This window comes from Rhizobium sp. AN73, assembly GCF_030757975.1.
Lineage (GTDB): Bacteria > Pseudomonadota > Alphaproteobacteria > Rhizobiales > Rhizobiaceae > Agrobacterium > Agrobacterium arsenijevicii.
Map to the genome: position 1 here is coordinate 332683 of NZ_JARWME010000001.1, position 24374 is coordinate 357056.

14 protein-coding genes and 3 pseudogenes are annotated in these 24374 nt (G+C 60.9%); 13 read left to right on the forward strand and 4 right to left on the reverse strand.

The genetic code is table 11. The annotated features are described in order from the left end of the window. Positions 1-75: 75 nt before the first annotated feature. Entirely contained in the window at positions 76-2142 is a 2067-nt protein-coding gene (locus RBH10_RS01420) for a TonB-dependent receptor (protein WP_281038615.1), read from the reverse strand. A 288-nt stretch (positions 2143-2430) separates the two neighbouring features. Here RBH10_RS01420 and RBH10_RS01425 point away from each other — a divergent pair, with 288 nt between their 5' ends. After that, positions 2431-3207 carry an IclR family transcriptional regulator gene (locus tag RBH10_RS01425; protein ID WP_281038650.1) on the forward strand — a complete coding sequence of 259 codons (777 nt, stop codon included), beginning with the start codon at positions 2431-2433 and terminating at the stop codon, positions 3205-3207. A 2-nt stretch (positions 3208-3209) separates the two neighbouring features. On the opposite strand, the gene RBH10_RS01430 is transcribed toward RBH10_RS01425, so the two are convergent. After that, positions 3210-4511, reverse strand: coding sequence for an NtaA/DmoA family FMN-dependent monooxygenase (locus RBH10_RS01430; RefSeq protein ID WP_281038614.1), 1302 nt, complete (start codon positions 4509-4511; stop codon positions 3210-3212). 200 nt (positions 4512-4711) lie between these two features. On the opposite strand from RBH10_RS01430, the gene RBH10_RS01435 reads away from it, so the two are divergent. From RBH10_RS01435 to RBH10_RS01465, 7 genes and pseudogenes are all read left to right on the forward strand, one after another. Beyond that, entirely contained in the window at positions 4712-5527 is an 816-nt protein-coding gene (locus tag RBH10_RS01435) for an ABC transporter ATP-binding protein (RefSeq protein ID WP_281038613.1), read from the forward strand. 83 nt (positions 5528-5610) lie between these two features. After that, a pseudogene (locus RBH10_RS01440) lies at positions 5611-6536 on the forward strand (FecCD family ABC transporter permease). Beyond that, positions 6533-7597 (forward strand): iron ABC transporter permease, encoded by a 1065-nt coding sequence (locus tag RBH10_RS01445; protein ID WP_281038611.1) that lies wholly within the window; start codon positions 6533-6535, stop codon positions 7595-7597. The pseudogene RBH10_RS01440 and the gene RBH10_RS01445 overlap by 4 nt, the downstream one beginning before the upstream one ends. Before the next feature lie 23 nt (positions 7598-7620). Further along, positions 7621-8574: an ABC transporter substrate-binding protein gene (locus RBH10_RS01450; RefSeq protein WP_281038610.1), complete on the forward strand. Its 954-nt coding sequence runs from the start codon at positions 7621-7623 to the stop codon at positions 8572-8574. A gap of 233 nt (positions 8575-8807) precedes the next feature. Beyond that, the gene (locus RBH10_RS01455) at positions 8808-9644 is read left to right on the forward strand and encodes a siderophore-interacting protein (RefSeq protein ID WP_372339759.1); all 837 of its coding nucleotides are present in this window, start codon (positions 8808-8810) and stop codon (positions 9642-9644) included. Beyond that, a complete protein-coding gene (locus RBH10_RS01460; RefSeq protein ID WP_281038608.1) occupies positions 9641-9913 on the forward strand; it encodes a phosphopantetheine-binding protein in 273 nt (90 codons plus the stop codon). The genes RBH10_RS01455 and RBH10_RS01460 overlap by 4 nt, the downstream gene beginning before the upstream one ends. Before the next feature lie 71 nt (positions 9914-9984). Continuing rightward, positions 9985-12839: pseudogene (locus RBH10_RS01465) on the forward strand (condensation domain-containing protein). Positions 12840-13072: 233 nt separating this feature from the next. On the opposite strand, the gene RBH10_RS01470 reads toward RBH10_RS01465, so the two are convergent. Together RBH10_RS01470 and RBH10_RS01475 are read right to left on the reverse strand one after the other, a co-directional pair. Then, positions 13073-14419, reverse strand: a complete 1347-nt coding sequence (locus RBH10_RS01470) for a condensation domain-containing protein (RefSeq protein ID WP_281038606.1) — start codon at positions 14417-14419, stop codon at positions 13073-13075. Positions 14420-14463: 44 nt separating this feature from the next. Beyond that, a pseudogene (locus tag RBH10_RS01475) lies at positions 14464-18884 on the reverse strand (amino acid adenylation domain-containing protein). 99 nt (positions 18885-18983) lie between these two features. Here RBH10_RS01475 and RBH10_RS01480 point away from each other — a divergent pair. The 5 genes from RBH10_RS01480 (at position 18984) to RBH10_RS01500 (ending at position 24273) form a co-directional block, all read left to right on the forward strand. Continuing rightward, positions 18984-20159 (forward strand): isochorismate synthase MenF, encoded by a 1176-nt coding sequence (locus RBH10_RS01480; RefSeq protein ID WP_281038604.1) that lies wholly within the window; start codon positions 18984-18986, stop codon positions 20157-20159. An 18-nt stretch (positions 20160-20177) separates the two neighbouring features. Then, positions 20178-21797 (forward strand): (2,3-dihydroxybenzoyl)adenylate synthase, encoded by a 1620-nt coding sequence (locus RBH10_RS01485; RefSeq protein WP_281038603.1) that lies wholly within the window; start codon positions 20178-20180, stop codon positions 21795-21797. Positions 21798-21891: 94 nt separating this feature from the next. Continuing rightward, a complete protein-coding gene (locus RBH10_RS01490; protein ID WP_281038602.1) occupies positions 21892-22761 on the forward strand; it encodes an isochorismatase in 870 nt (289 codons plus the stop codon). Between the two features lie 13 nt (positions 22762-22774). Further along, a complete protein-coding gene (gene dhbA, locus RBH10_RS01495; RefSeq protein WP_281038601.1) occupies positions 22775-23530 on the forward strand; it encodes a 2,3-dihydro-2,3-dihydroxybenzoate dehydrogenase in 756 nt (251 codons plus the stop codon). A gap of 29 nt (positions 23531-23559) precedes the next feature. Then, a complete protein-coding gene (locus RBH10_RS01500) occupies positions 23560-24273 on the forward strand; it encodes a 4'-phosphopantetheinyl transferase (protein ID WP_281038600.1) in 714 nt (237 codons plus the stop codon). Positions 24274-24374 lie beyond the last annotated feature (101 nt).

Consider the following 24374-nt stretch of genomic DNA (forward strand, 5'->3'; position numbering starts at 1 on the left):
GTGAAGGATTCTGCATCAAAAAAGGCCTTCGAAGATCGCTTCGAAGGCCTTTTGCTTTTCAATTCAGGTGACGGCTTAGAATGTACCCCTGACGCCGACGCCGAACATGCGCGGTTCGGTCATGCTGGCCTCAATGCCGCCAATGCCGCGGTTTTCCTTCATAAGCGTCGGTGCGCGCTCGTCGAAGACGTTCTTGACGTAGGCGTAGAACTCGAGCTCTTCCTGGAACTTGTAGCTCGCCCGAATATCCGCGATCGTATACGGATCGATCGCGTAAATGGCCTTGTTGTCCGTGTCCGAATAATAACCGTCGAGATGACGTACCTGCCCCGATACGGTGAACTTGTCGGTCACGTCCCAGCTTGCGCCGATGGTGAAGGTATAACCCGGTGATTTCGCGAATTCCTTGCCGGCATAAGCGATATTGCTGGAAATCTCGTCGATTTCCGTCTTCAGCACACCTGCACTGGCCTTCAGCGTCAAATTGTCGAGAACCCGGTAGTCCGCACCGATTTCCAAACCATAGGCATGGGCCTTTTCGGCATTGACCGTGTAGGATTCGCTAATGCCCGTGGAAACCTGGACCGGTACGTTAAACTGGGCGTCATTCATGTCCATGTAGAACAGGTTGCCGTTCAGCGTCAGCGTATCGTCAAGCAGGCTGGCGCGGGTGAACAGCTCGTAGTTCCAGATGGTTTCCTTGTCGAACGTCCGCCATTTGCTGGTCGTAAGATCGAACGCGACACCACCGGGATTGTAACCGCGGCTGATCAGGCCACCCACCGTCCAGTCGTCGTTCACGGCATACGCAAGCGACGCCTTGGGCAGGATTTCCGAGAAGGTCTCGTCGTAATTCACCGAACTTCTGGAGGTGGCGCTCAATGTCCGATAACCGCTGCGCTGAATCTGGTCCTGCTGGAAACGCAGCCCGCCCGTCAGGGTCCATTGATCGGTCAGGCGATAGCTCAGCTCGCTGAAGAGACCGAGATTGTCCTTGGTATCCTCGAACTTGGACGTTCCGCGCAGATAAAGAACTTCGTCAGCCTGCGTGTGGGCGTAGAAAATGCCGGCAACACCGCTCAGCACATCCTCCTGATCGCCGAAGGTCACACGCGTCTCGTGGGATGTGTTCTTGAGATCGATATCGGCATCACCGGTGTTCGCAATGCCGACCCGGCGCTTGGCGGTGGAGGCCGAAAACTGCGTCTGGTTGAACAGTTTCACGCCGTTTTCGAAGTCGTAATTGACGTCGAGAATCCCGGTATTGGTATACTGGCTGAAGCTCGGCATCGTGGTGGTAATGTGGTTCAAGTCTTCGAAGGGGCGTGACGCCGCTTCCTGGCTCGGCCGGTTCGAGGCGTTGTAGGAATAGGTCAGCTTGGTCGAAAGGCCGGGAATTTCAGCCGGTTCCCACAGAAGCTTGAAGCGGCCGTTGAACTCCTTGAAGTTCTGGTCCGTGCCGTCATGGGCGAAAGCGGAGCTAATGTAATCGATGAAGGTGTCGCGACCGGAATAGTCGATGGCCATACGCGCCGCCAACTCGTCCTCAACCAACGGACCGGAAAAGGCGAAGGAAGCCCGCTTCTGGTGGTAGTTGCCGATTTCGGCCTGATAGGTCGCTTCCGGCGTAAACGTCGGGTCCTTGGTGTTGACGAGGATGGCGCCGGCGATGGCGTTGGCGCCCTGCGAGGTGGTTTGCGGACCACGGAACACCTCGATGCTTTCGACATCCCAGATGGAGGTCGCACCGTAGATGAACTCGTTATAACCGAGATAATGGCCATCGACATTGATCGTGGCGCGCGGCACCGTGCCGGTAAAGAAGGCGATGGAACCCGTGTTCGGTCCCTGCGTATCCTGTCCGCGAATGATCGGGGCGCTGACATTGTCGGTATAAACGACGTTCGGAATATCCTTGATCGCGTCTGAAACGGTCGGGTCGCCGGTCTTTTCCTTTTTCAGTTCCTCGCTGGATTTGACCGAGACTGATGACGCCGTGTTTTTCATGTCGCGCGCCACTTTTTCACCGGTCACGACGATCGGTTTGAGAACGGTTGTCCCCGCCTCCTGAGCCTGCTGCTCCTGACCGAGAACCGGCGTCACAAACAAAGCCGACAGCGTCAAGACGCTGACCCCGCTCATCAAACGACCGCTAGAACGAAACCCCATAACACACCCCTAATAAACATGAGTATTAAAGTCATATTCAAGTAACGGAAGCGTTATACGTTTCGCAATAGAGAATGCGTTCCGTATTGTGGACATACAGGGTTCCGCTACGGCATGTGCCATATTTACAACAAAGTTTATCGACCGCCTTTTTCGCGCTTCAATGGGAAGACATTGAAACCTCTCAGAAATCGATTCCGATTTCCGCCCCGATGCGTTAGGCATGTTCGAGCCATAAATGGGGGAATGGGCTTGGACACCATCGATGACGACGCTGACAATCTGCCGGAAAACGATGGAGAGAAGCGTTCTGCCCTCATTCAGTCGGTGTCGATTGCAGCGCGTTTTCTAAGCCTTCTCGCAAAATCGGATACGGCGCTCGCGCTTGGAGAACTGGCCAAACGCGCAGGCACCGGCCGCTCCACCGCGCATCGATATATGCAAAGCCTCGTGCGCGAAGGACTGGTGGCGCAGGATCCCGCAACTGGCAGCTACGACCTTGGCCCGACCGCACTCGCGATAGGAATCAGCGCGCTCAGACGAATCAATCCGGTCGAGACCGCCGGTCGCCAGATGAAAAATCTGGCCTCGCAGATCGGCGCCAGCTGCGGCGTGGCGATCTGGACAGATCGCGGCCCGACCGTGGTGCAATGGGCGAGGAGCGCCAGTTTCTCCATCAGCACCGTGGCGCTGGGCGATGTTCTGCCGCTGGACAACAGCGCCTGCGGGCTGGTTTTCCAGGCTTACCTGCCACCGGACAGGATAGCGGCGGTGCGCAAGCTGCAACCGGCCGCCTTCCGTGGCTCCCGCCCAGACGCCAAAGTCCTGCACGCCATTCGTGAGACAGGCGGCGCGGAACTCAACGAACACCTGTTCTCCGCCCTGACGGGCAAGGCGGCACCGGTTTTCGACGCGCAGGGTGAAATCTGTTGCGTCGTCACCACCGTGTCCTTTCTAGCGACCGCCGAGACCGAGGGGCATTTTTCACAACTGCTCGAAGCTGCCAGAAAGGCAACGGCAGAATCCGGCGGATCGTAAACCTATCCGGCCAGATGCTCCGCAAAGGTGCTGCCGGAATAGGCCGTGCGGAAGAGCCCGGCATCACCGAGCCTCGGAAGCAGCCGCTCCAGCACCAGCCGCATCGAGCCGACCGAACCGCCGGGCACCGCGACAAAACCGTCTATCGCGCCGACCGTTGCCCATTCGCGGATGTTCTCGAAAGCATCCTCGACCGTGCCAATGATCTGCCAGTGGCCCGACCCCATCACTTCCGGACGCCGCAACAACTCCGCAACGCTCAGCGTTTCCCGCTCGATCAGCCGCAGCAGCAGGTTGGCATGGGTGCGGCTTCTGGGTGTCTCGGGCGGCGGCGGTAAATCCGATGCGTTGACGATCCGTGTGAGCGGCCAGTCGGAGAGATCAAGGCCCGTCAAATTGTGAATGGAGGCAAAGATGCGGGCGCGGTTGACGCGTGCATGGGTCTCGGCAAAGAGCTCCTGCGCCTCGTTTTTCGTGTCTGCCAGATAAAGACTGAGACCCGGCATCAGCTTCACCACATCCGGTGAGCGTCCATGCCGCTCCGCTCTTTGCCGCAAATCCGCCCGCAGCTCGATTGCCGCCTGCATATCCGGCGTGGAGGCAAAAACCGCATCTGCTACGGAAGCCGCAAAATTACGCCCTTCCGGGGAGGCACCTGCCTGCACCAGCGGAATGCGGCTGGCATGGGCCGGCAGGTTGAGCGGGCCTTTGACGCTGAAGTGCTTTCCTTCATGCGTAATTGGCCGCACCAGCGACGAATCCGCAAAACGTCCGTTCTTCCTGTCGAGCTTCAGCGCTTCGTTCGGAAAACTCGCCCAGAGCTGCTGTACCACCTGCGTAAACTCGGCGGCGCGCTCATAACGCTCCTGGGGCGACGGCATTTCCGTCAGGCCGAAATTCTCATTGCCGTCCAGCGCCGTGACGATGTTCCAGCCTGCCCGGCCATTGCTCAGCCAATTCAGGGACTGGAGCTGGCGGGCAACCACATAGGGCGGCAGAAATGTCGTCGAAACCGTGGATAAGAGGCCGACATGGCTGGTCTCCCGCGCGATGGCCGCCAGAAGCATGGTCGGGTCCATGCTCGCAAATCCGCCGCCGCTCTCCAGCCCCTCGGTGCGCAAAAAAAGCGTATCGGGCCGGAACACGAAATCCACATGCGCAGCCTCGGCGCGCTTTGCAAGATCGACGAAATAATCGCTGGAGAAAACCCCGTCTATACCGCTGTCTTGACGCCGCCATGCCTCGCCGCTGAGCCAGGTTGGCGCCAGCGACATGCCGACGTGAAGCTTGAGCGCGACTGACATGAAACACCTCGAATGAAAAAATCCTCACGAAATCTGCGATGTGAATCGGCAAATTTCGATTTGTGGAGAATTTTACTATAGTTTAGTGTCGCTTCAAGACCACCCTGTCGCGCTTGCCGGTATGAAACCCGATTTGCGCAAGTTCGATGTGTGAATTCAAAAACTTAGATAAGCCTTGCGGCGTCTCGACGCATGGCCTTATGAATAACGGGAGTTGTAATCCGGTGCTTCACGCCACGGACCTTCATGTGAGTTACGGACACGCCCCCGTATTGCAGGGCCTGTCTGCCCGCTTTCAAACCGGCCGTGTCACGGCGCTGGTCGGACCCAACGGTTGCGGCAAGTCGACACTGTTGAAGACCATCATGGGGTTCGTGCCTTTATCATCAGGCAGGATAAGCCTTGGTGACCGCCTGATCGGCGAGATCGGACGCCGGGAACTCGCCCGCCGCATCGCCTATCTGCCGCAGGAATGCCATTGCCCTGACTATATGACGCTTGGCGAATTGATCGAGCTTGCGGGTTATGCGCGCTACGGGCTTGGCGGCGGCCCCTCCGAGCGCGACCGAGCGCTTTTCGCCAAAGCGCTGAAGACCGTCGGGCTGGAAGACAAGGCCAAAGCGCAGGTGAACACACTGTCCGGCGGCCAGCGCCAGCGCGCCTTCATCGCCATGGTGCTCGCCCAGGACACGGAGGTGATCCTGATGGACGAACCGGTCAACCATCTCGACATGAAATATCAATATGCCGTTCTCAACCTCGTGCGCGAACTGACCGACAGGCACGGCAAGACTGTTATCGTCGTACTGCACGATCTCAATCTCGCTTCCACTTTCGCCGATGACGTCATCATGCTGAAGGCCGGGCGGGTTCTGGCCTCCGGGCCGGTCACGAATACGGTCACATCAGCCAATGTTGCCGACGTCTTCGATCTCGAGGCCGACATATTCTCCCGGCAGGGGCGGCTCATCTGCGTGCCACGCCTCGAGCGGCAGGAACAGGCCATTCCGGCATGACGTCGAAAATAACGCTGATCTTTGCCGCCGCCCTGCTGCTGGCCGTCGTTCTCGTCATCAACCTCGTGCTGATGGCTGCCGACATGCCAATTGCAGAAATCGCGACAACGCTCCTGCATGGCGAGGCCGAAACCTATGAACAGTCGGTCCTGCTCTATCAGCAGATCCCGCGCTCGCTGATTGCGATCTATGTCGGCGCCACCACCGCTGTCAGCGGCTGCGTGCTGCAGGGACTTGCCCGCAATCCTCTCGCCTCGCCCTCCACCCTGGGCTTGAATGCCGGTGCGACACTGTTTGTGGTTGTCGGCGCGCTGGTGTTCGATCTCCTCCGGAGGTGCAGGGGCTTGCGGCGTTGGCAGGCGCAGGTTTCGGCTTTGGCGCTTGCTTCCTCGTCGGCCGGCTGGCCGGGCGGGCAAACGATCCGCGCGGCCTGTCGCTCATCCTTTCCGGTGCGCTTGTCTCCATGCTGCTGATCGGCATCACCAACGCCCTGCTGTTGTCAAATCCCACACGGCGCGCCGAATTCCTGAGCTGGGTTGGCGGCAACATCAACCATGTCTATGCCGGTCGCCTCAGCGATTTCTGGTGGATTGGCGCCATTGCGCTGGTGATGTTGTGGTCAGTCGCCCGTCCACTGACGCTCGTTCTGCTGGGTGCGGAAAAAGCCGCTTCCGCCGGCGTCAACGTCACACGCGTGTCCCGGATCGCACTTTTCGCCACCATGCTGGCCTCCGGCTCGGCCGTTGCCATCTGCGGCCCCATCGGCTTCGTCGGCCTCATCGTACCGCATATGGTCCGGCCGCTGGTCGGGGTGAATTTCACGCTCGCTCTACCCGCTTCCGCCCTTGTCGGCGCAAGTCTCTGCATACTGGCCGACCTTGGCGCGCAGACCCTGTTCAGGCCCTATGTGGTCAATACCGGGCTGTTCATGGACCTGCTCGGCGGCCTCGTCTTCATCGTCATCGTGAAGCGTTTCTATCTCTCGCCTTCGGCAAGGGGGCTTTCATGAAACGGCAATTCGCCACCGACGGCAAAGCGGTCCTGCGGCTGCCGAGCGGTCTGCAGATCGGCATCGGCAATCTGAAGGCCGGGCTTGCGCTGATCCTGCTGGCGCTCTCGCTTGCCGTCATTTCCGCAAGCCTCGGCAATACCGAGACAGGCCTCATTGATCTCCTGCGCGGCCTTGCCGGTGGGCATCTGAGCGACGATCAGGCCTATGCGCTGTGGACAGTGCGGCTGCCGCGCATCCTACTTGGTTTCATGGCCGGCTGGAGCGTCGCGCTGGCCGGGGCCATGCTGCAATCGGTCGCCCGCAATCCGCTCGCCGATCCCGGCCTTTTTGGTCTGAGCCAAGGGTCGATGACCACCATCATGCTGCTTCTGGTGCTGGTGCCGGCGGCACCCAAGACCATGGTGGCGCTTGCGGCCGTCGGCGGCGGTCTGGCCGTGGCTTTCCTCCTGATCGCGCTCGTCGGGCGCGAACGTTCGAGCGGGCTCGCCATCCTGCTGATGGGCATCGCAATCGAATCCGCCCTTTCGTCCGTCTCCTCCGTGCTTCTGCTCTACACGCCGACGGAAACGTCGCTTTCGCTCGCCGACTGGATGGCGGGTTCGCTGTTTCAGGCGAGTTGGCCGATCATCCTCGTATTCGCGCCCCTCTTCGTGGCCAGCCTTGTGGGCATTTTTCTCATCGGCCGGGCGCTTGCGGTTTTCGATCTCGGCAACGAGATGGCCATGGCGCTTGGCGAGACCGTCAAACATTCGCGCCCGCTCGTCATCGTTTTCGCCGTTATCCTCAGTTCCGCTTCCGTCACTGCTGTCGGCCCCTTGACCTTTCTCGGCGTCATTGCCCCGCATCTCGCCACCTTCGTTTCACCCGCCGTCGGCCGCGCCCGGCTTTTCCTGTCGGGCTTGACCGGCGGCATTCTGGTCGTGACTGCCGATACGCTCTCGCGTGGGCTGGTGGCCGATACGCCGATGCCGATCGGCCTTGCGCTGACGCTGATCGGCGTTCCGCTTTTCATCCTCACGCTGCGCCTGCAGGCGCTGCGCCGAACCAACAGCCACTGAATATATTGAACAAAGGGTATGCCATGCGATTTGCCATCCTCGTTGCAGCACTTCTGACCGCCGGAAGCAGCCTTGCCGCCGAGAAAACCGTCACCGATGCCGCCGGTCGCACGGTTTCCGTACCGGAACAGCCGCAGCGCATCGTCGTCATGCACGAGCCTCTTTTGGGCGTGCCGCTGATCGATCTCGGCGCCAATGTGGTCGGCGCCTATGGCCGCAACAGCGACGGCAAATTCGCGACCGCCGTTGATTTCATCGACACCGTTCTCGGGGAAGGCCGCACGAAACCGAAAGGTTTTGGCGCGGTCGGTCAGATCGATCTCGAAAAGCTGAGAGCACTGCAACCCGACCTGATTGTTGCGACGGAAATGGATAGCGGCAAGGCCGAGCAACTCTCCACCGTCGCACCCGTCTATCTGCAAAAGGTAAGCACCGGCCACACGTATGGCTTCAGCGTTGAGGAAGATCTTTCTCGTCTGGTGGGCAGAAGCGACGCGTTTGCGGAACGCCGCAAAACCTATGACGCGAAACTCGCCACCGTCAAAAAGGCACTCGGCGAAGACGCAAAAGGCAAGACCTATCTTGCCATCCTGCTGACCGACCAGATCAACGCGGTCGGCGACATGTCCGGCGCGGTACAGGCGCTGGAGGATCTCGGTTATGCGCGCCTGAAGATCGACAACGCCACCTCGTCGGGCGGGCTCGGCTCGACCCTGACGATGCCGCTGAGTGCCGAGGCTTTCGGCAAGCTCAACCCGGATCTGCTGGTGGTGATGAACAGCTACAACAGCCCCGCCCGTGGCGAAGCCGGGACGCGCGCCGCACTTGAAAAGATCATTCCCGGCTGGGAGCGCTTCGTCAAACCGGCACGCGAGGGCAGGATCGTTTTCCTCGATTCCACCAGGGTCACGACGCCATCCATTCCCAGCGCCCTGCACACACTGGACGCGGTGGAGAGCTGGGCGGGCCGCCGCTGATCGCCCTTGCCGCACGCCCAATTCCGGCGCAAACCATGCGCCGGACATAAACTTGAGTTTTTGAAGAAACTTATATTGCGACGGCCGAAACCGCCTGTTATGGTTCGCGCATCTTGACGCAACGACGTCGGATCTCCCGCCGGAAAACTCCGGTGCGCGATTGTCCGGCAAGCCGATCCGGGACAGCGAAACTGCCGATCCCCAATCGGCGATATCCCAGGGAACACAGCAACATGAGCATTGCACAAAGCATCGAAACCGGCGTTCCGGACCGTACCCCCAAACGCCATCGTTACGCCGTCAAGCTGCGCTGCCTTGACGTGGCCCGCGTGGAAAAACTCAGCGGCTCCATGGTGCGCATCGTTTTGACCGGGCCTGAACTGGAAGGCTTTGCCAGCCTTGGTTTTGACGACCACGTCAAGATGTTCTTCCCGCTTCCCGGCGAAACCGAACCTAACCTGCCGGTGATCGGCCCGAACGGCCTTGAATTTCCCGAAGGCGCGCCGCGCCCGCTGGCACGCGATTACACGCCACGCAGCTTTGATGCGGAGAAGGGTGAACTCGCCATCGATTTCGCCACGCATCATGACGGTCCCGCCAGCAACTGGGCAAAATCCGTCAAGGTGGGTGACAGGGCATGGATCGCCGGCCCGCGCGGCTCGTTCACCGTTCCCTTCACATTCGACTGGCATCTGCTTGTCGCCGACGATACCGGCCTTCCCGCGCTAGCACGGCGACTGGAAGAAATGCCTGAGGGCACCCGCGTCGTTGCCCTGATTGAGGTCGAGACGGACGAAGACCGTATGAACATCGACACGAAAGCCGACGCCTCGATAATCTGGGTAACGCAGAAGGCCACAAGCGGCGCCGATCACGATGCCCTGACGGAAGCGCTGCGCACACTCGACCTGCCGAAGGGTGATTTCTTCAGCTGGGTCGCCTGCGAGATCGAAAACTGCGAAAGACCTGCGCACCCTCCTGGTCGGCGAGTTCGGCGCAAACCCCAAATGGACACGCGCTTCCGGTTACTGGCGGCGCGGCGCAAGCGGCGTTCACGATCATTTCGATGACTGAACCGGCAATCGCGGCGGCAGGCAAGCTGGAGACGGAAATGATGACGACGGAGCTCAAGGCCCATCTCGCCAAGGTTCTGGACGATGAGGTGGGAGATATCGGGCCGAATGCCAACCTGTTCGGCTGCGGGCTTCATTCCCTCGCCCTCATGCGCCTGATCCCGCCGCTTTCGCAACTCGCCGGCACGCGACTGAACTATGACGATCTTGCCCGTCAGCCCACGCTTGCCGCATGGCAGGCGCTGATCGAGCAGTCGCGCGCGTAAGGTTGATCCCCCGCTAGAGATAGAATTTTTCGCGCTGAGCGCGACGCCCAAATACTTCCAAGGAGAGGACCATGGCAGCAGATAATTCGCGCATGCTTGCGCGTCGCATTGACGAAGCCTTCGACAATGGCGACGAAGCCCCAGAGAGCGGATCGCAGCCAAGCCAATATGAAGAACGGGTCTGGTTCGCGCAATTTCAGGACCCCGATCAGGTCTTCCGGCATCTTCTCACCTACCGCATCGGCGGCGAGAGCGACCTTCTGCGCCTGACATCGGCGCTGAAGACGGTTTGCGACGCCTGGCCGCAGCTTCGCGTCCGGTTTTCCTTCGGAGAAGACGGCACCCTTGCCAAGAGCGTCGAAGCCCCATCGGCATCTCTCGTGCAACTGTTTCAGGCGCCGTCGACAGACGAAGCGGTGGCGCTGCTGCACGACCTTCAGGCAAGCCCCTTCGACGCAGAAATCGATCCGCCATTTCAGGCCATCGTGCTTTTGAGTGAAGGAGAGGTGTTGCTGGCGCTTCTGGTGCATGGCCTGCTTGGTGAGACCCTCTCGCCACATATTTTGCTGGAAGCTATCGCCGCAGCCTATGCCGGCGAAGCACCGAAGCCGCTTTTGCCACGCATCACCGAAAACGGCATCGTCAATCCAGTTCCGCTGCCTTGGCTCCAAGGGCCGGCCTCCGGCACGCACATCGTCTCTTTGCGCGATGGCAGGGCCAAGCCCGTGAGCCACAGCCACGGCGTCGATCTTCCGGCCACCCTGTTGGAGCTAGGCGGCTCAACCGCAACGGACGCGCTTCTGGCACGCACCGGCGCCCGTTTCGCGCTTTTTCTGGCGACCAGCGGCGATCTCGACACTGTTACCCTGCGCCTGCCCCTCCAGCCGGGGAACGAAGCCGGCTTGCCGCTGCCAGTAGATGCGGTCGCCCACGTCTCGATCTCGCGTGGCCAGTCGCTGCAGGAGGCCGAAAAAGCCGTACGGGCGGGGCTGGCCCAACAGAGCGAACACAGCGACGAAGCAGCCACCTTCACGCTGCAAGCGCTGGCAACATCAGCTGAAACCTCATCCGTCGATCGGCTCCGGTTCGAGCGCCTGCCGCTCCCCTCTCTCCAGTCCGGCCTTGGCCTGACACTTGCCGTTGGCAGCACGGTGGATGGCCACATCCGTCTGGAACTGACGGGCGGCAAGGAAACCTCGCCGCATGCGACGGCATTCCTGCTGGAGCGTTTCATCGCCCATCTCGAAGGCGGCGCGGATTTTTCCGGCATCACGCATCAAACCTCGTCCGCAGGGCTGGAGGCTCCAGCATCCCTACCCGCCACCTCCCGCTCAAACGACGACGAGACTGCCGCAACGATCCTTGCCGAATTCCGCGAAGCGCTTGCGTCGCCAGACATGGGACCGGATGACGATTTCTTCGATTTTGGCGGCCATTCGCTGATCGCGACCCGCATCATCGGACGCCTTTTGAGCAATCACGGCATCGAGCTGCGTTTCAACGACCTGTTCAGCTATCCCACCGCCGCAGCGCTTGCAAAACAGGCGACCCGTCTCGAAACCACAGCACCTGCACAGTTGGAGTCTACGGAGACCGGCTCGCTCACCGCACCGCTGTCGCTTGCGCAGATGTCGCTCTGGAAAGCCTATGCCGCCTTCGGTTTCGGCGAGATTTTCAACATCCCCTTCGCGCTCGATTTCCTCGATCCCGTCGATGAGAACGCCTTTGAATGCGCGTTCCTCGATATTATCGAGCGCCATCCCGGCCTGAGAACCCATTTTTACGTCGAGGATGGCACGGTTCTGCAGAAGATCGTGCCAATGCACGACCTGCCCGGCTACAAGTGGTTCTGGACCAGCGAAGAAAGCGAAGGCGCGAACCGGCACACGGAAGCGTCCTGGCGGTTCGACCTTGCCCGCGAATTGCCGATGCGGCTGCGTTTCCTGCGCAATCCGCAAACCGGTGGCCAGGTACTCTCCTTCCTCTTCCACCATATCGTGCTGGACGAATGGTCTGTGAACCTGATGATGGACGAGTTGACCGAGGCCTATCGGGCAAGGGCGGCGGGCAAGGCCCCCGTCTTTGCGAGCAAACCCGCACCCTTCCATGAATTCGCCAGAAAACAGGTGGCATCAGGCGTGAATGCCACGCATCTGAACTACTGGACCGATATGCTGCGGGATGCGCCGAAGGGCCTTGTCCTCACCGGGCAGAACAGCACGCCGCCCGAAGCTGCACATGACGAGGCGCCTGCAGGCGGCTGGATCGAGTTCAAGCTGGAAAAACACGTCAGCGACGGGCTTTACGCCATCGCCAAGCAGAACAGCGCCTCCCTGTTCAACGTCGTTTATGCCGCCATTGCCGCATCGCTGCGGCATCTGGGCGGCCTGAGCGATCTCGTGGTCGGCACTTCGGCGTCCGGCCGCACCGATAGCGGCTATTTCGATACGATCGGCTATTTCACCACGGTTGTAGCCCATCGTGTGCGTTTCCGTGCGGAGATGACGGTCGGCGAGCTGATTTCATCGGTCAAGAACACGGTCAACGGCTCTCTGGAACACAGCGAAATCCCGATCGATCTCGTCGAAGAGGCGCTCGGCATGACACCGGGCCGGGATCATCTGTTCGAGGTATTCATCCAGATCCACGCCAAGAACAAGCTGAACGGTACGCTTGCCGGGCCGGACGGCAAACCCGTCGAATTCCGGCAGATCGATCCCGACAAGCACGATCCATGCTGGGGCTGCAATTTGAGGTGATGGAAGAAACGATTGGCGGCGAACGCTCCATCCGCGTGTTGATGAGCTACCGCTCCGACCGTTACGGCCCTGACGATGTCGACCGGCTGCGCAGCACCACCAGCGGCGTCTTCAGCCGTTTCGCCGAGGTGGGCGCTTCGAGCAGGGTGCTAACGACCCTGGCCTGAGTGCGGGCAAGCGAACACAGAAAAACCCGGCGTCGCTTGGCGGCGCCGGGTTTATTTTGCTGAAAAGGCTGGAAGCCTCTCCTTCGTCATCCTCGCCCTTGAGGCGAGGATCCATGCCTCTTGGCGACAATGGATCCTCGGGTCGAGCCCGAGGATGACGTTGCGTGTGGGGAGATGGCTGTGACTAGTCTGCGGCTATTTTACATCCGCCTGCGCCAGCTTCGGCACCCCGCTCAGACCGCCAGACGGAACGTCGCGGAAACCTCTTCAGCCGGAACCGTCAGCGCCTCGCTGCGCAACATGGCATCCAGAAACAGCGGCAATTCCTCACGGTAACGTTCGAAATCGCCGGCTTCCGTCAGTGCGGAATCCGCGTCGATATGCAGGTTCAGATCGCTTCCGTCATCTTCGCCGCGGAAGGTCAGGTTGAACCCGTCGCCCGGGCCATTGGCGAGAATGTGCCTGATAACGGCAAGCCCGGCAAATACCGGAGCGCTGAAGGGCAGGACATTGATGAGCGGTGAGAAGAAGAACCGCCGGCCCTTGGATATGTCGCGGTCGGCGGCGATCTGTTCGATGCGGTAGCGGCCATGCAGGCGCTGTTTGCGCAGATTGGCGGCATTGCGCGCAAGGAAGCCACCGAGGGTCTCCTGCGGTTCTATCGTCAGGTGGAATGGCAGGATATTGACGAGCATGGCGGGCATATGCGCGCCGACGCTGCCCCAGCGGCTCATGAATGGCAGCCACAACGTCAGCACATCACGATCCGGGCGCGGCAGGACACGGTGAAGATAAAGACCTGAGAGCAGCACCAGCAGGTCCGGCCAGCCGATCTCAAGCGCACCCGATATCTGTTGCAGCCTGGTGCTGAAACCTTCCGGCAATCCCGCATCGGCATGCAGGCCACCGCCGCCGTAATCCTCGCAATCCTTGTCCAGCACCGGCAGATCAACGGGCGGCGCGAGATAGGCCGTCCAGAAATCGCGGTCCTTTTCGAAACGGCGACTTTGCCGGTAGGCGTCCTCTTCGGCAAGAAAACTGGGAAAGGGATGGAAATCCGGACCCGCCTCGCCCTTGCCGCAATAGTGCCCGTAAAGCTGCCCGCAGCGCTGCTCCACTAGCGTCAGGCCATAACCGTCGACAACGATATGATGGGCGCGGATATACCAGAGGTAGCGCTCCTCGGCGATGCGGTAAAGCAACTGCGCGGAGAGCTTGTCTGTTCGAAGATCAAGCCTTGCCTCGACATCCGCGTTCATGCGTCGCAGCGCTTCTTCGAAAGGCGCGGAATGGGCGCGGAGATCGACAAGTTCGACCACCGGAGCGTGGAGCGGATCGCAGCGTTGCTGTGGCGTCTCGCCATCCTCACTGACACGAAAACGGATCGACAGCACTTCCGATTCCCGCACGGTGCGTTTGATCGCCTCGAGCAGCGCGCCTTCATTCACGGCACCGGAAAGCTCAATATAATGGGCGACGGTGGAGACCGGCTCGTCGGGATGGAAGGAAAACTCCTCCCAGAAATCGAGTTGCGGCTGGGTCAGGGGAAGCCAGCCGCCGGCAGGATCGATATGCGCCATCTGTTTTTCCTTGGGTTATTCCTATGATTTCTGGCCGTGAGGCCTCATGCCGCCGAGGCGGGTAAAAGCGAACTGACCTGTTTGGCGTTGCGGCACCGCAAAAGCTGTTGCGGCGAAAGTTCCACGCCGAAGGCGCTGCGGATTTCGGCCGAGACGGTTTTCAGATGTGAAGGCAAGAGGCCAAGCGCCAGCAGATCGCTGCTCGTATCCACATTTGCCGGGTTTTTGCCCAGCACGCCGAGATAGATATCCAGCACCCGGCGATCGCCCTGATCGGCGGCTTTGACTGTTACAGCCGCAGGTGCCTTCGCCGGTTCCGCCGCCATCAGCAATTCGCGGGCGCGGCGACGATCCGGCTTGCCATTGGCCGATAGCGGCAGATCGGCGACATTGAGAAAGCGGCCGGGCACATGCGATTCCGGCAGATGCCTGCGGGCGAAATTGCGCAGATCGGCGGCGGAGAGCTCAAAACCGGGCATCGGAACATAAAGCACGCCGATAGCGGCCTCGCCCTTTTGCTCGGCGCCGTAATCCACCACAAGAACCCGCTGGATAGAGGGATGGCGGATAAGTTCGTTTTCCACATCCGGCAGCGAGACCCGCACCCCGCGCACCTTGACATAACCGTTGACGCGGCTTGCGAACATGATCTTGCCATCCGGCCGGTAGCGGCCCCGGTCTCCGCTGCGGAAAGCGCGGACGGCAATTCCATCCGTATCGCTGACCGTCACGAAATCCGTCTGGGTAATGGCACCATCTTCCAGATAGCCGATCGCCACATTCACGCCCGCTGTGTGGATGCGTCCGACAACGCCCTCCGGGCAATGGCTGCCCTGATCGTTGAGGATGAAATAGCGATTGTCGGGCAAAGGATGCCCGTAGGGTATCGCCGTAGTGTCCTCTGCCACGATCTCGTGCCAGATGCTCCAGATGGTCGTTTCCGTCGGCCCGCCGAGCGATATCAGCCGAAGCTCAGGTTTCAGCCGGCGCAACTCCTCGATGACCACGGGCTTGATGTAATCGCCGCCCTGCGCGACGAGCCGAAGCGAGCCGAGCTGGTCGCCACGACGGCAGGACAGAAGCATTTCAAGGATCGCAGGAACCGAGCACCACAGCGTAACGCCGTGTTCGGCCACCAGCTCGTTCCAGCGGACCGCGTCCTTTTCCTCACCGGGTTCCGGCAGCACCAGCGTTGCACCCGCGGCAAGCGACCCGAAAACATCGAAGACCGACATGTCATGGTGCAAAGGCGTAACGGAGATGAAGACGTCGTTTTCCGTCACCGCCCATTCCGAAAGCGTGCTGCCGATGACATTCGCCGTGGCCCGATTGGAGAGCACGACGCATTTCGGTTTGCCTGTCGTGCCGGAGGTGTAGAGGTAATAGGCGGGCGCTTCGCTCGCCGAAAGTGCCGCCAGATCCGCCACAGTAACGGGCACGCCGGAGGCGGCTGGCGCTGCGAGAAGTTCCTCGGGATCGATAGCGTCGAAGCCTTCAGGAACGTTACGGGCGACGACGATGGCCGGGCGGCAATTGGTCAGCAAATAGCGCAGGCGGTCTTCCGGCGAGCCCGCATCGATCGGCACCCAGATGGCGCCTATCAGGGCGGCGGCCAGCGTGACGGCCGTGTGCTCGGGACTGCGCGGCAGGCAAACCGCCACGACATCGCCGCAGCCAACGCCGCGCGTCTTAAGGCCCGCCATCGCCCGCGCCACAGTATCGCCGAGTTCGCCATAGGAAATTCGCCGTTTGCCATTGATCAGGGCCGTGCGCGATCGGTCGCCTTCGAAAAGATGAGAGGCGATCCGTTCCAGGAATGGCGGGCAGACGAAGTTCCGCTCGTCGCCGTTCAGCCGGTAGTGAGACAGATCGACGATCTCGCGGGAATTCATCGAGAACGTCCCGCTGGCGGTGATTGCGGTAATCGCACGCTCTATGGCACCGAGAATATCCGCCACCATTGCGGCATCGATCGCCTGCTCCGCATAATCGATATCGAGGACGAGATCGCCATCCGGGTTTTGCGAAAAACGGAAATCCAGCGCCACCTGCGGTGTCTGGGTCAACCCGTCCGTCCAACGCAGCCCCGAGTCTTGCGAAAGCGTGGGCCATGAGAGGCCGTTGGTGATGACGACAGGCAGGGCAAGCCCACCCGGATTGGCGTTAAGAAGGATGCGATTGAGATCGATCCCCGAAAAAGCGAGATGGTTGAGGCCCTCCAGCACACCCGTCTGCAAAGCTGCGGCCCGCTCCGCAAAATCGCCCTTGGCGGCATCCCATTTGACCGCGATGAAGCTCGAGCGGTTGGCAAAGACGCCTTCCACCTGCGGGGCGACGGGAATGCCGACGACGAGGGCACCTTCGTTCAGCCAAAGCGACAGCACATCGAGGATTACCGCCGTCAGCGCCGAATTCTTGAACAGCCGCTCTTTTGCGCCGATCCGTGAAAAGGCGGTAAAGCGTTGTTTTTCCACGGTCAGGCTCTGGCGGCTGTAACGCGAAACGGCAATGGTTTCGAGCGGGGCTTTCCACGGCAGTTGCGAGGGCACTTCCACACCCTCAAGTTTCTCAGCCCAGTATGCGGCATCCTCGGCACGGGCCGCTGCTACATCTTGCTGCGCGGCGATGGTTGCTACGGTTGATGCGGGCGGCACGACACCATCGAAGAGTTCCGCCGCAAGGCTGGCTATTCCCCGTCCATCGAGAATGAGGGCGTCGAAGCGCAGGAAGACCGCCATGCTGTCCCCCACCGCAATTTCCGGCAGACGAAACACCGTGACCTGCCAGGGAGAGGCGGCAAGATCGAAATGGGCATGGGAGAAATCCTGCCGCACGGTGCCGATCCGCTGTTCGGCTTCGGCAGCGGACAGGTGCGAAAGATCAACAATATCAAGGTTTAGCTTCGGCTCATCCGAGACCACCTGCACCAGACGCCGCTCATCGATGTGGGTGCGCAGGCTTTCATGCCGCTCGACCATTGCGGTGAGGCGCGAGCGAAGCAATGCCGGATCGATATTGCCGCGATATTCGCGGAACTCCTGCATCGCCACGCCGCTCAGCGGCAGGTGGGTGCCGCGACCGAGCAGATAGGCCTTTTGCAAGGCTGAAAGGGAGCGTTCCATGGGTTTTCCTTTGGCTTGCGCTATCGCTTCCGGCGCTAGCAAGCCGAATCGCTCCACGGTTGCGGAAACGAGATCGGGGTCGGCGGCGAGACGGCGAAGAAGGGTGGTATAGGCGTCGAACAGGGCGCGCAGCCAGCTTTCCGGCAGCGCGTCGAGCCGCACATCCCAGTTGATCAAAAGCCCGCCATCCAGCGCTACGACCTGCGCATCCAGCGCAACGCCCGGCCCTTGCGAGACGGTGTGGATCATCGGACCGAACACACGCCCGACGCGCTCGGAAAAAGCTCGCCGCCCGGAAGATCGACCCCGGCGGTGAAGACCACCGGCGAGGTCTGCAAGCCGCCGCGCAGGCGGGAAAGATCACGCATGACGCTGACACCGGGATAGGACTGGTGCGCCAGGAGCCCGTTCATCTCATCGAACAGCCGCCCGAGCAGCCGCTCAAGGCTCTCCGCAGGCCGGATATCGACGCCGAGCACGAGCACATTGGAGAATTCGCCGACGATGCCGTCGACCCCTTCCACCAGCGGCGCTCGCCAGAAACCCGGCACGGAAAGCCGGAGCTTTTTCGCATCCGTCGCCTGCGAAAGCACGACTGCAAAAACGCCCAGCAATAAGTTCGACGTGGTCACGCAGCAGCGCCACGCCACCTGCTCCAGACTGCTGCGTTCAGCCGGTGACAGTGTTGCAGCAAGGCGATCTGTATGAACGGCGCGGGACGCGTCATCGAGCAAAAACGGCAACGGCGGGGCCTCTGGAATATCGGCAATATGCTGCCGCCACCACAGCCGGTCCCTTTCACGCTGAGCCCTAAGTTCCGGATCGGATGCAAGACGTTCCGCCCAGCTGAAAAAAGACGGCGGTGTATCTCCCGATGGCTCGATTTCGCCCGCATCCGCTTCATAAAAGCGGGCGAGGTCCTCCATCACGATGCGCACGCTGGCCGGATCGATCGCCAGCATATCGGTATCGACATGCAGCCGGGAGCGGCCCTCAGGCAACAGGCTGAGCGAAACCGCCGCTGGCGGGGCAACACGCAGTTCGACCCGGCGATGGCTCCACTCCTCACGTTTGGCGGCAAGACGCTGCGCAAGCACCTCCTCATCCAGTGCTGTCATATCCTCCACGTCGAGGCGGAACAGCCGGCCTACGGGGTCCACGGTCTGGCGCCCTTCCGCATCGATCCTGAGGCTGAGCATGGGGTGACGCCGGCAAAGCCTGTCGACTGCAACGGCCAGCCTTTCCGCCTCCAGCCCCTTGCCCTCGAACTCGAGATAAAGATGCGGCGTAACTTTTCCGAGTATCCCGTCTGCCTCTCGGCCGACCCAGTAGGCAACCTGCATGGGGGTTAAATTTAGCATGTGACTTTGCACCGATTGACAAAACATGATTATCATAATCAAGTATAAGCCATCGTCAACCACTCGCACAGGAGGCATCCCATGAAAACTGGGGCACTCAGGACGAATGACGTCGAATCCGACGAAATTACTGATTTTGATAGAGAATTTCTGTTTACTTCCGGCACGGGACAATTACGGGCCAAGGGCATTCGCGAAAAGATAACGCTTCCCGCCCGAGGCGGCGAAGATGCTGCAAGCCCTTTGCAGCAGGCAATAAAGGGCGCTTTCGAGCGGGCACGCAGGGCTGGGCTGAACAATCCCATCGCCATTGGCGCAATCCCCTTCGACGTCAGCGAACCATCATGCCTTTACATTCCAGACAACTATGAGTGGAGTAAAAAGGGTAGTGCGCCGGTCGCTGCTGATTCGGCCATGCCGGCGCTTGTCAGCCAGAACAGCCTGCCCGACGAGAGCGGTTTCAAGCGCGCTGTCGAGCATGCCATCGTCAATTTCCGCCATTCCGAGGTCCGCAAGGCGGTGCTTTCGGTGATGCGCGAGTTGACCTTTGCCTCCGAGGTCAATGTCGAAAGACTGCTGGCCAGCCTCGCCAAGCAAAATCGCGAAGGTTACCAGTTCCGCATCCCGCTACCCGATGGTGGCGATCTGATCGGCGTCAGCCCCGAACTCCTCATCCGCAAGCAGGGCGAAAAAGTCATCTCGAACCCGCTCGCGGGCTCGGCAAAACGCATGGTCGACCCGGTGGCCGACAAGGCCAATGCCGACCGGCTTTCGGCTTCGGAAAAAGATCATTACGAGCATAGCCTCGTGATCGAGGATATCCGCTCGCTGCTGTCGCCCTGCTGCGCGGAAATCGACGTTCCCGAAAAACCCTCCCTCATCAACACCGCCGCTCTCTGGCACCTTTCGACGCGCATTGAAGGCCGCCTTGCCGATCCTGAAACCAATGCGCTGCAGCTGGCGTGCCTGCTGCATCCGACACCGGCCGTTTGCGGTTTCCCCACCGAGCGCGCCCATCGCCTCATCCGCTTCGTCGAGCCTTTCGAGCGCGGGCTGTTTACCGGCATGGTCGGCTGGACGGATGCCGAAGGCAACGGCGAATGGGTCGTGACAATCCGTTGCGGCACAGTGCAGCGGCAAACCGTACGGCTCTTTGCGGGCGCCGGCATCGTTGAGGCCTCGGAGCCTGAATCCGAATGGGCCGAGGTGCAGACCAAGCTCAAGACCATGCTGAACGCCTGCGGTCTTTCTGCCTAATTTTCCCAGGGACAAACCATGACAATCGAATTTGAACGCTGGCCCGAAGACCTTGCGCGCCGATACCGCGACCGCGGCTACTGGATCGACAGACCGCTCAGCGACATCCTTACCCAACAGGTGGAGCGCCGGCCGGATGCGACAGCGCTGATCTGCGGCGAACGCCGCTTCACCTATGCCGATCTCGACCGGCAATCCTCCAATCTCGCCGGGCATCTGGCCGCTGCTGGTATCGGCAAAGGCGACACGGCGCTGGTGCAATTGCCTAATATCGCCGAGTTCTATCTCGTCTTTTTCGCGTTGATGAAAATCGGTGCCGCACCCGTCAATGCGCTTTTCAGCCATCGCAAGCTGGAAATGACGTCCTACGCGGAGCAGATCGCGCCGAAGCTGGTGATCGGCTCGCGTTCCCACGAGCTTTTTGCCAATGACACGTTTCTGGATGCGCTGAAACTTGTCTCTCCGCAGCTTGCCGTTACCCTGCTGCTGGGCGACACAAATCCGCAGCGCAGCCTTGAACAGCGGTTCTCGTCGCCTGCCGAAAATGCGCCGTTCTACGGCCCTTCGGCGGCCGACGAGGTGGCGCTGTTCCAGCTTTCCGGTGGCAGCACCGGAACGCCGAAACTGATCCCCCGCACGCATAATGACTATGACTACAGCGCCCGGGCCAGTGCGGAAATTTGCGAGCTGACGCCACAGACCCGTTTCCTCTGCGCCATTCCGGTCGCGCATAATTACCCGATGAGCTCGCCCGGCGCGCTTGGCGTATTCCACGCCGGCGGCACCGTGGTGATGGCGGCCAATCCGGAGCCGCTTGCCTGCTTCGATCTCATCGAAAAACATGGAATCGACATGGTGCCTCTGGTGCCACCGGCCGTAGCACTATGGCTACAGGTGGCCCCTGCCCATCGCGAACGGCTAAAATCCCTCAAGCTGCTGCAGGTCGGCGGCGCGAGCTTTGCCGAAGCTTTGGCTCGCCAGGTGCCGGAAGTGCTGGGCTGCGGCCTGCAACAGGTCTTCGGCATGGCGGAAGGTCTGGTGAACTACACCCGCGCCGGGGACCCAGACCATATCGTCTTCACCACGCAAGGCAGGTCGATCAGCCCGGATGACGAAATCCGCATCGTCGACGAGGACGGCAACGACGTTCCCGAAGGCGAAGCCGGTATGCTGGCGACGCGCGGCCCCTATACGTTCCGCGGCTATTACCGCGCCGCCGAGCACAGCGCCCGCGTCTTCGACAACCAAGGTTTTTATTATTCCGGTGATGTCGTTCAGCGCACGCCTGAAGGTTATCTGCGGGTGGTTGGCCGGGTGAAGGACCAGATCAACCGTGGCGGCGAAAAGGTCGCTTCGGAGGAGGTGGAAAACCTGATCCTGCGGCATCCGGATGTGACGCACGCTGCACTGGTGGCGATGCAGGACGAATTCCTCGGTGAGAAAAGCTGCGTCTTCGTCGTTTCCCGCAACCCCGCTTTGAAGGCGCCGGCCATCCGCCAGCACCTCTCCGGTCTCGGCGTCGCCGATTACAAGCTGCCGGACCGGGTGCGCTTCATCGACGCCATGCCGCTTACCGCCGTTGGCAAGATCGACAAGAAAAAGCTGCGCGACCTGCTGGCAGCACCCGTCCCGGCGTAAGGCAGCACCTTAAAGGCGTGCGGCAAGCGCACGCCTCAACCATTTGAAAAATTGCGCCTCGCCCATGCCGATGCGCCAAACTATCGAGGTCAATATGACAATCCCCACCATTTCCGATTATCCGATGCCGGTTGCTGCCAGCTTCCCGGCCAACAAGACCAAATGGCAGCCGGACGCCAAGCGCGCCGTGCTGCTCATCCACGACATGCAGCGTTATTTCCTGCGGTTCTACGAGGCCGACGGCAAGCTGATGACAACCCTCATCGACAATCTCGCCAAGGTGAAGGCCTGGGCGGTTCAGAACGGCGTACCGGTCATCTACACCGCCCAGCCGCACGACCAGCCTGCCGCCGACCGCGCGCTTCTGAACGACATGTGGGGACCGGGGCTTACCGTCGTCGACCCGGAACTACAGAAGGTCGTGGACAAGCTTGCGCCGACGCCCGACGACGTGGTGCTGACCAAATGGCGTTATAGCGCCTTCCAGCGCTCGGACCTCGCCGAGCGCATGAAAGGCTGGGGCCGCGACCAGATCATCATCGGCGGTGTCTATGCCCATATCGGCTGCATGATGACGGCTGTGGAAGCCTTCATGAAGGATATTCAGCCCTTCATGATCGGTGACGGCGTCGCCGATTTTTCGGAAGGCGAACACCGCATGGCGCTGCAATATGTGGCAACGCGCTGCGGCGTGGTGCTCGATACTGCAAGCCTTGCCGGTGCAGGAGAAGCCACCGATATCAGCGAATGGCTGAAAGCCCGCGTCCTGCAACTGGTGGAGGACGAAAGCGACATCGACCCCGATGAGAACCTGATCTTCTACGGTCTGGATTCCCTGCAGGTGATGAAGCTTGCCGGTGAATTGAAGGAACGCGGCGTCACCGTGGGCTTCGATGAACTCGCCCGCGTGCCGACGCTTTCGGCCTGGTGGGCGCTGATCGACGAAAAGCGGCTCGCGGCCTGAACGGACGGACAAGATGACGCAGAACAGATTTACCGGACGGCGCGTGCTGGTGACGGGCGCCGCGCAGGGCATCGGCCGCCGCATCGCCGAGCGTTTCACTGAGGAAGGGGCCGAGGTCATCGGCCTCGACCTCATCGCCGATGCAACGGATGCAACCTTCCGCCAGATCGCGCTCGACATCACCGACGTGGCGGCGGTGGAGGCGGTCAGCAAGGCGGTCGAGAAGGAGTGGGGCGGGCTCGATATTCTGGTCAACGCCGCTGGCATTCTGCGCCTCGGTGACAGCGAAAGCCTGACGCCGGAGGACTGGAAAGCCTGCATGGATGTGAATGCCGCTGGGCCGTTCTACCTGCTGCGGCAATGGAGCGGCACCTTCAAGCGGCAGCGGCATGGCGCCATCGTCAATGTCGGCTCCAATGCCGCCGTCGTGCCGCGCATCGGCATGATGGCCTATTGCGCTTCCAAGGCGGCGCTGGTCAGCCTCAGCCATTGCGCCGCCCTTGAACTTGCGCCCTATGGCGTGCGCTGCAATGTGGTGTCACCCGGCTCCACCGATACGCCTATGCTTGCGGGTATGCTGAGCGATCCCGCCGGCAAACAGCGGCTTGTCGCCGGCCTGCCCGAGCAGTTCAAGCTCGGCATTCCGCTCGGCAAGATCGCAAGGCCGGACGACATCGCCGACACGGTGCTGTTCCTCGCCTCCGATCAGGCCGGGCATGTGACGATGCAGCAAATCGTGGTCGACGGCGGCGCCACGCTTGCCGCCTGAACTCGGTCCGCTTGATGAGGGTGACGGATATGGCATTTGCACCGGCGTTTCACCGCCAAGCCGTTTCCGGCGATCCACCCGAGGCCATCTGGCCTTGGCCGGATGACAGATGCGATTGCCATTGCGTCACCCTTCATTACAGCGCCGAAGAAGGGTGCGGCGGCAGGGTCCCTCCCTTGCCGCCGCAGCTTTTGCGCGCAATGCCCAGACGCAAGGCGGAATTCATTGCCGGGCGCAGATGTGCGGCAGAAGCCATCCGCCGTCTCACCGGCCGCGCAGCATTTCCCGGCATGGGAGTGGATCGCGCCCCGATCTGGCCCGAAGGCGTGGTCGGCGCGATTTCCCACAGTCACGGGCGGGCCATCGCTCTTGCCGGCTCTTCCGAGCGGTTCTGCGGTATTGGCATTGATGTCGAGAGGCTTCTGAACGAGGAGGAAGCCCGCGATATCGCCCCGCAGGCCTTGACGGCGAACGAACGCCACAGCCTCGGAAACGACATCGATCCCTTCATGACCGGGCTGATCTTCTCGGCCAAGGAAAGCCTGTTCAAAGCACTCTATCCAAGCGTGAAACGTTTGTTCTTTTTCGAAGCGGCGGAATTGTCCGGTTATGACGCGGCCGGTTCGGCATCCCTTCGGCTAACCGCCGACCTCGGCGGCAAGTGGCAAAAGAGAACGGAGATCCCGTTCCGCTTCTGCCGCTTCGAAGGCTTTTTGCTCACCCGCATCATTCTCCCGCATTAAGGGAAAAATACAGCATTCCTGTCTCTAAATATCATATTTAAAGCCGCTATTCCCGTCATTCGTGTGAAACACTGAAACGGTACGCACCGTGTTGGAATGAT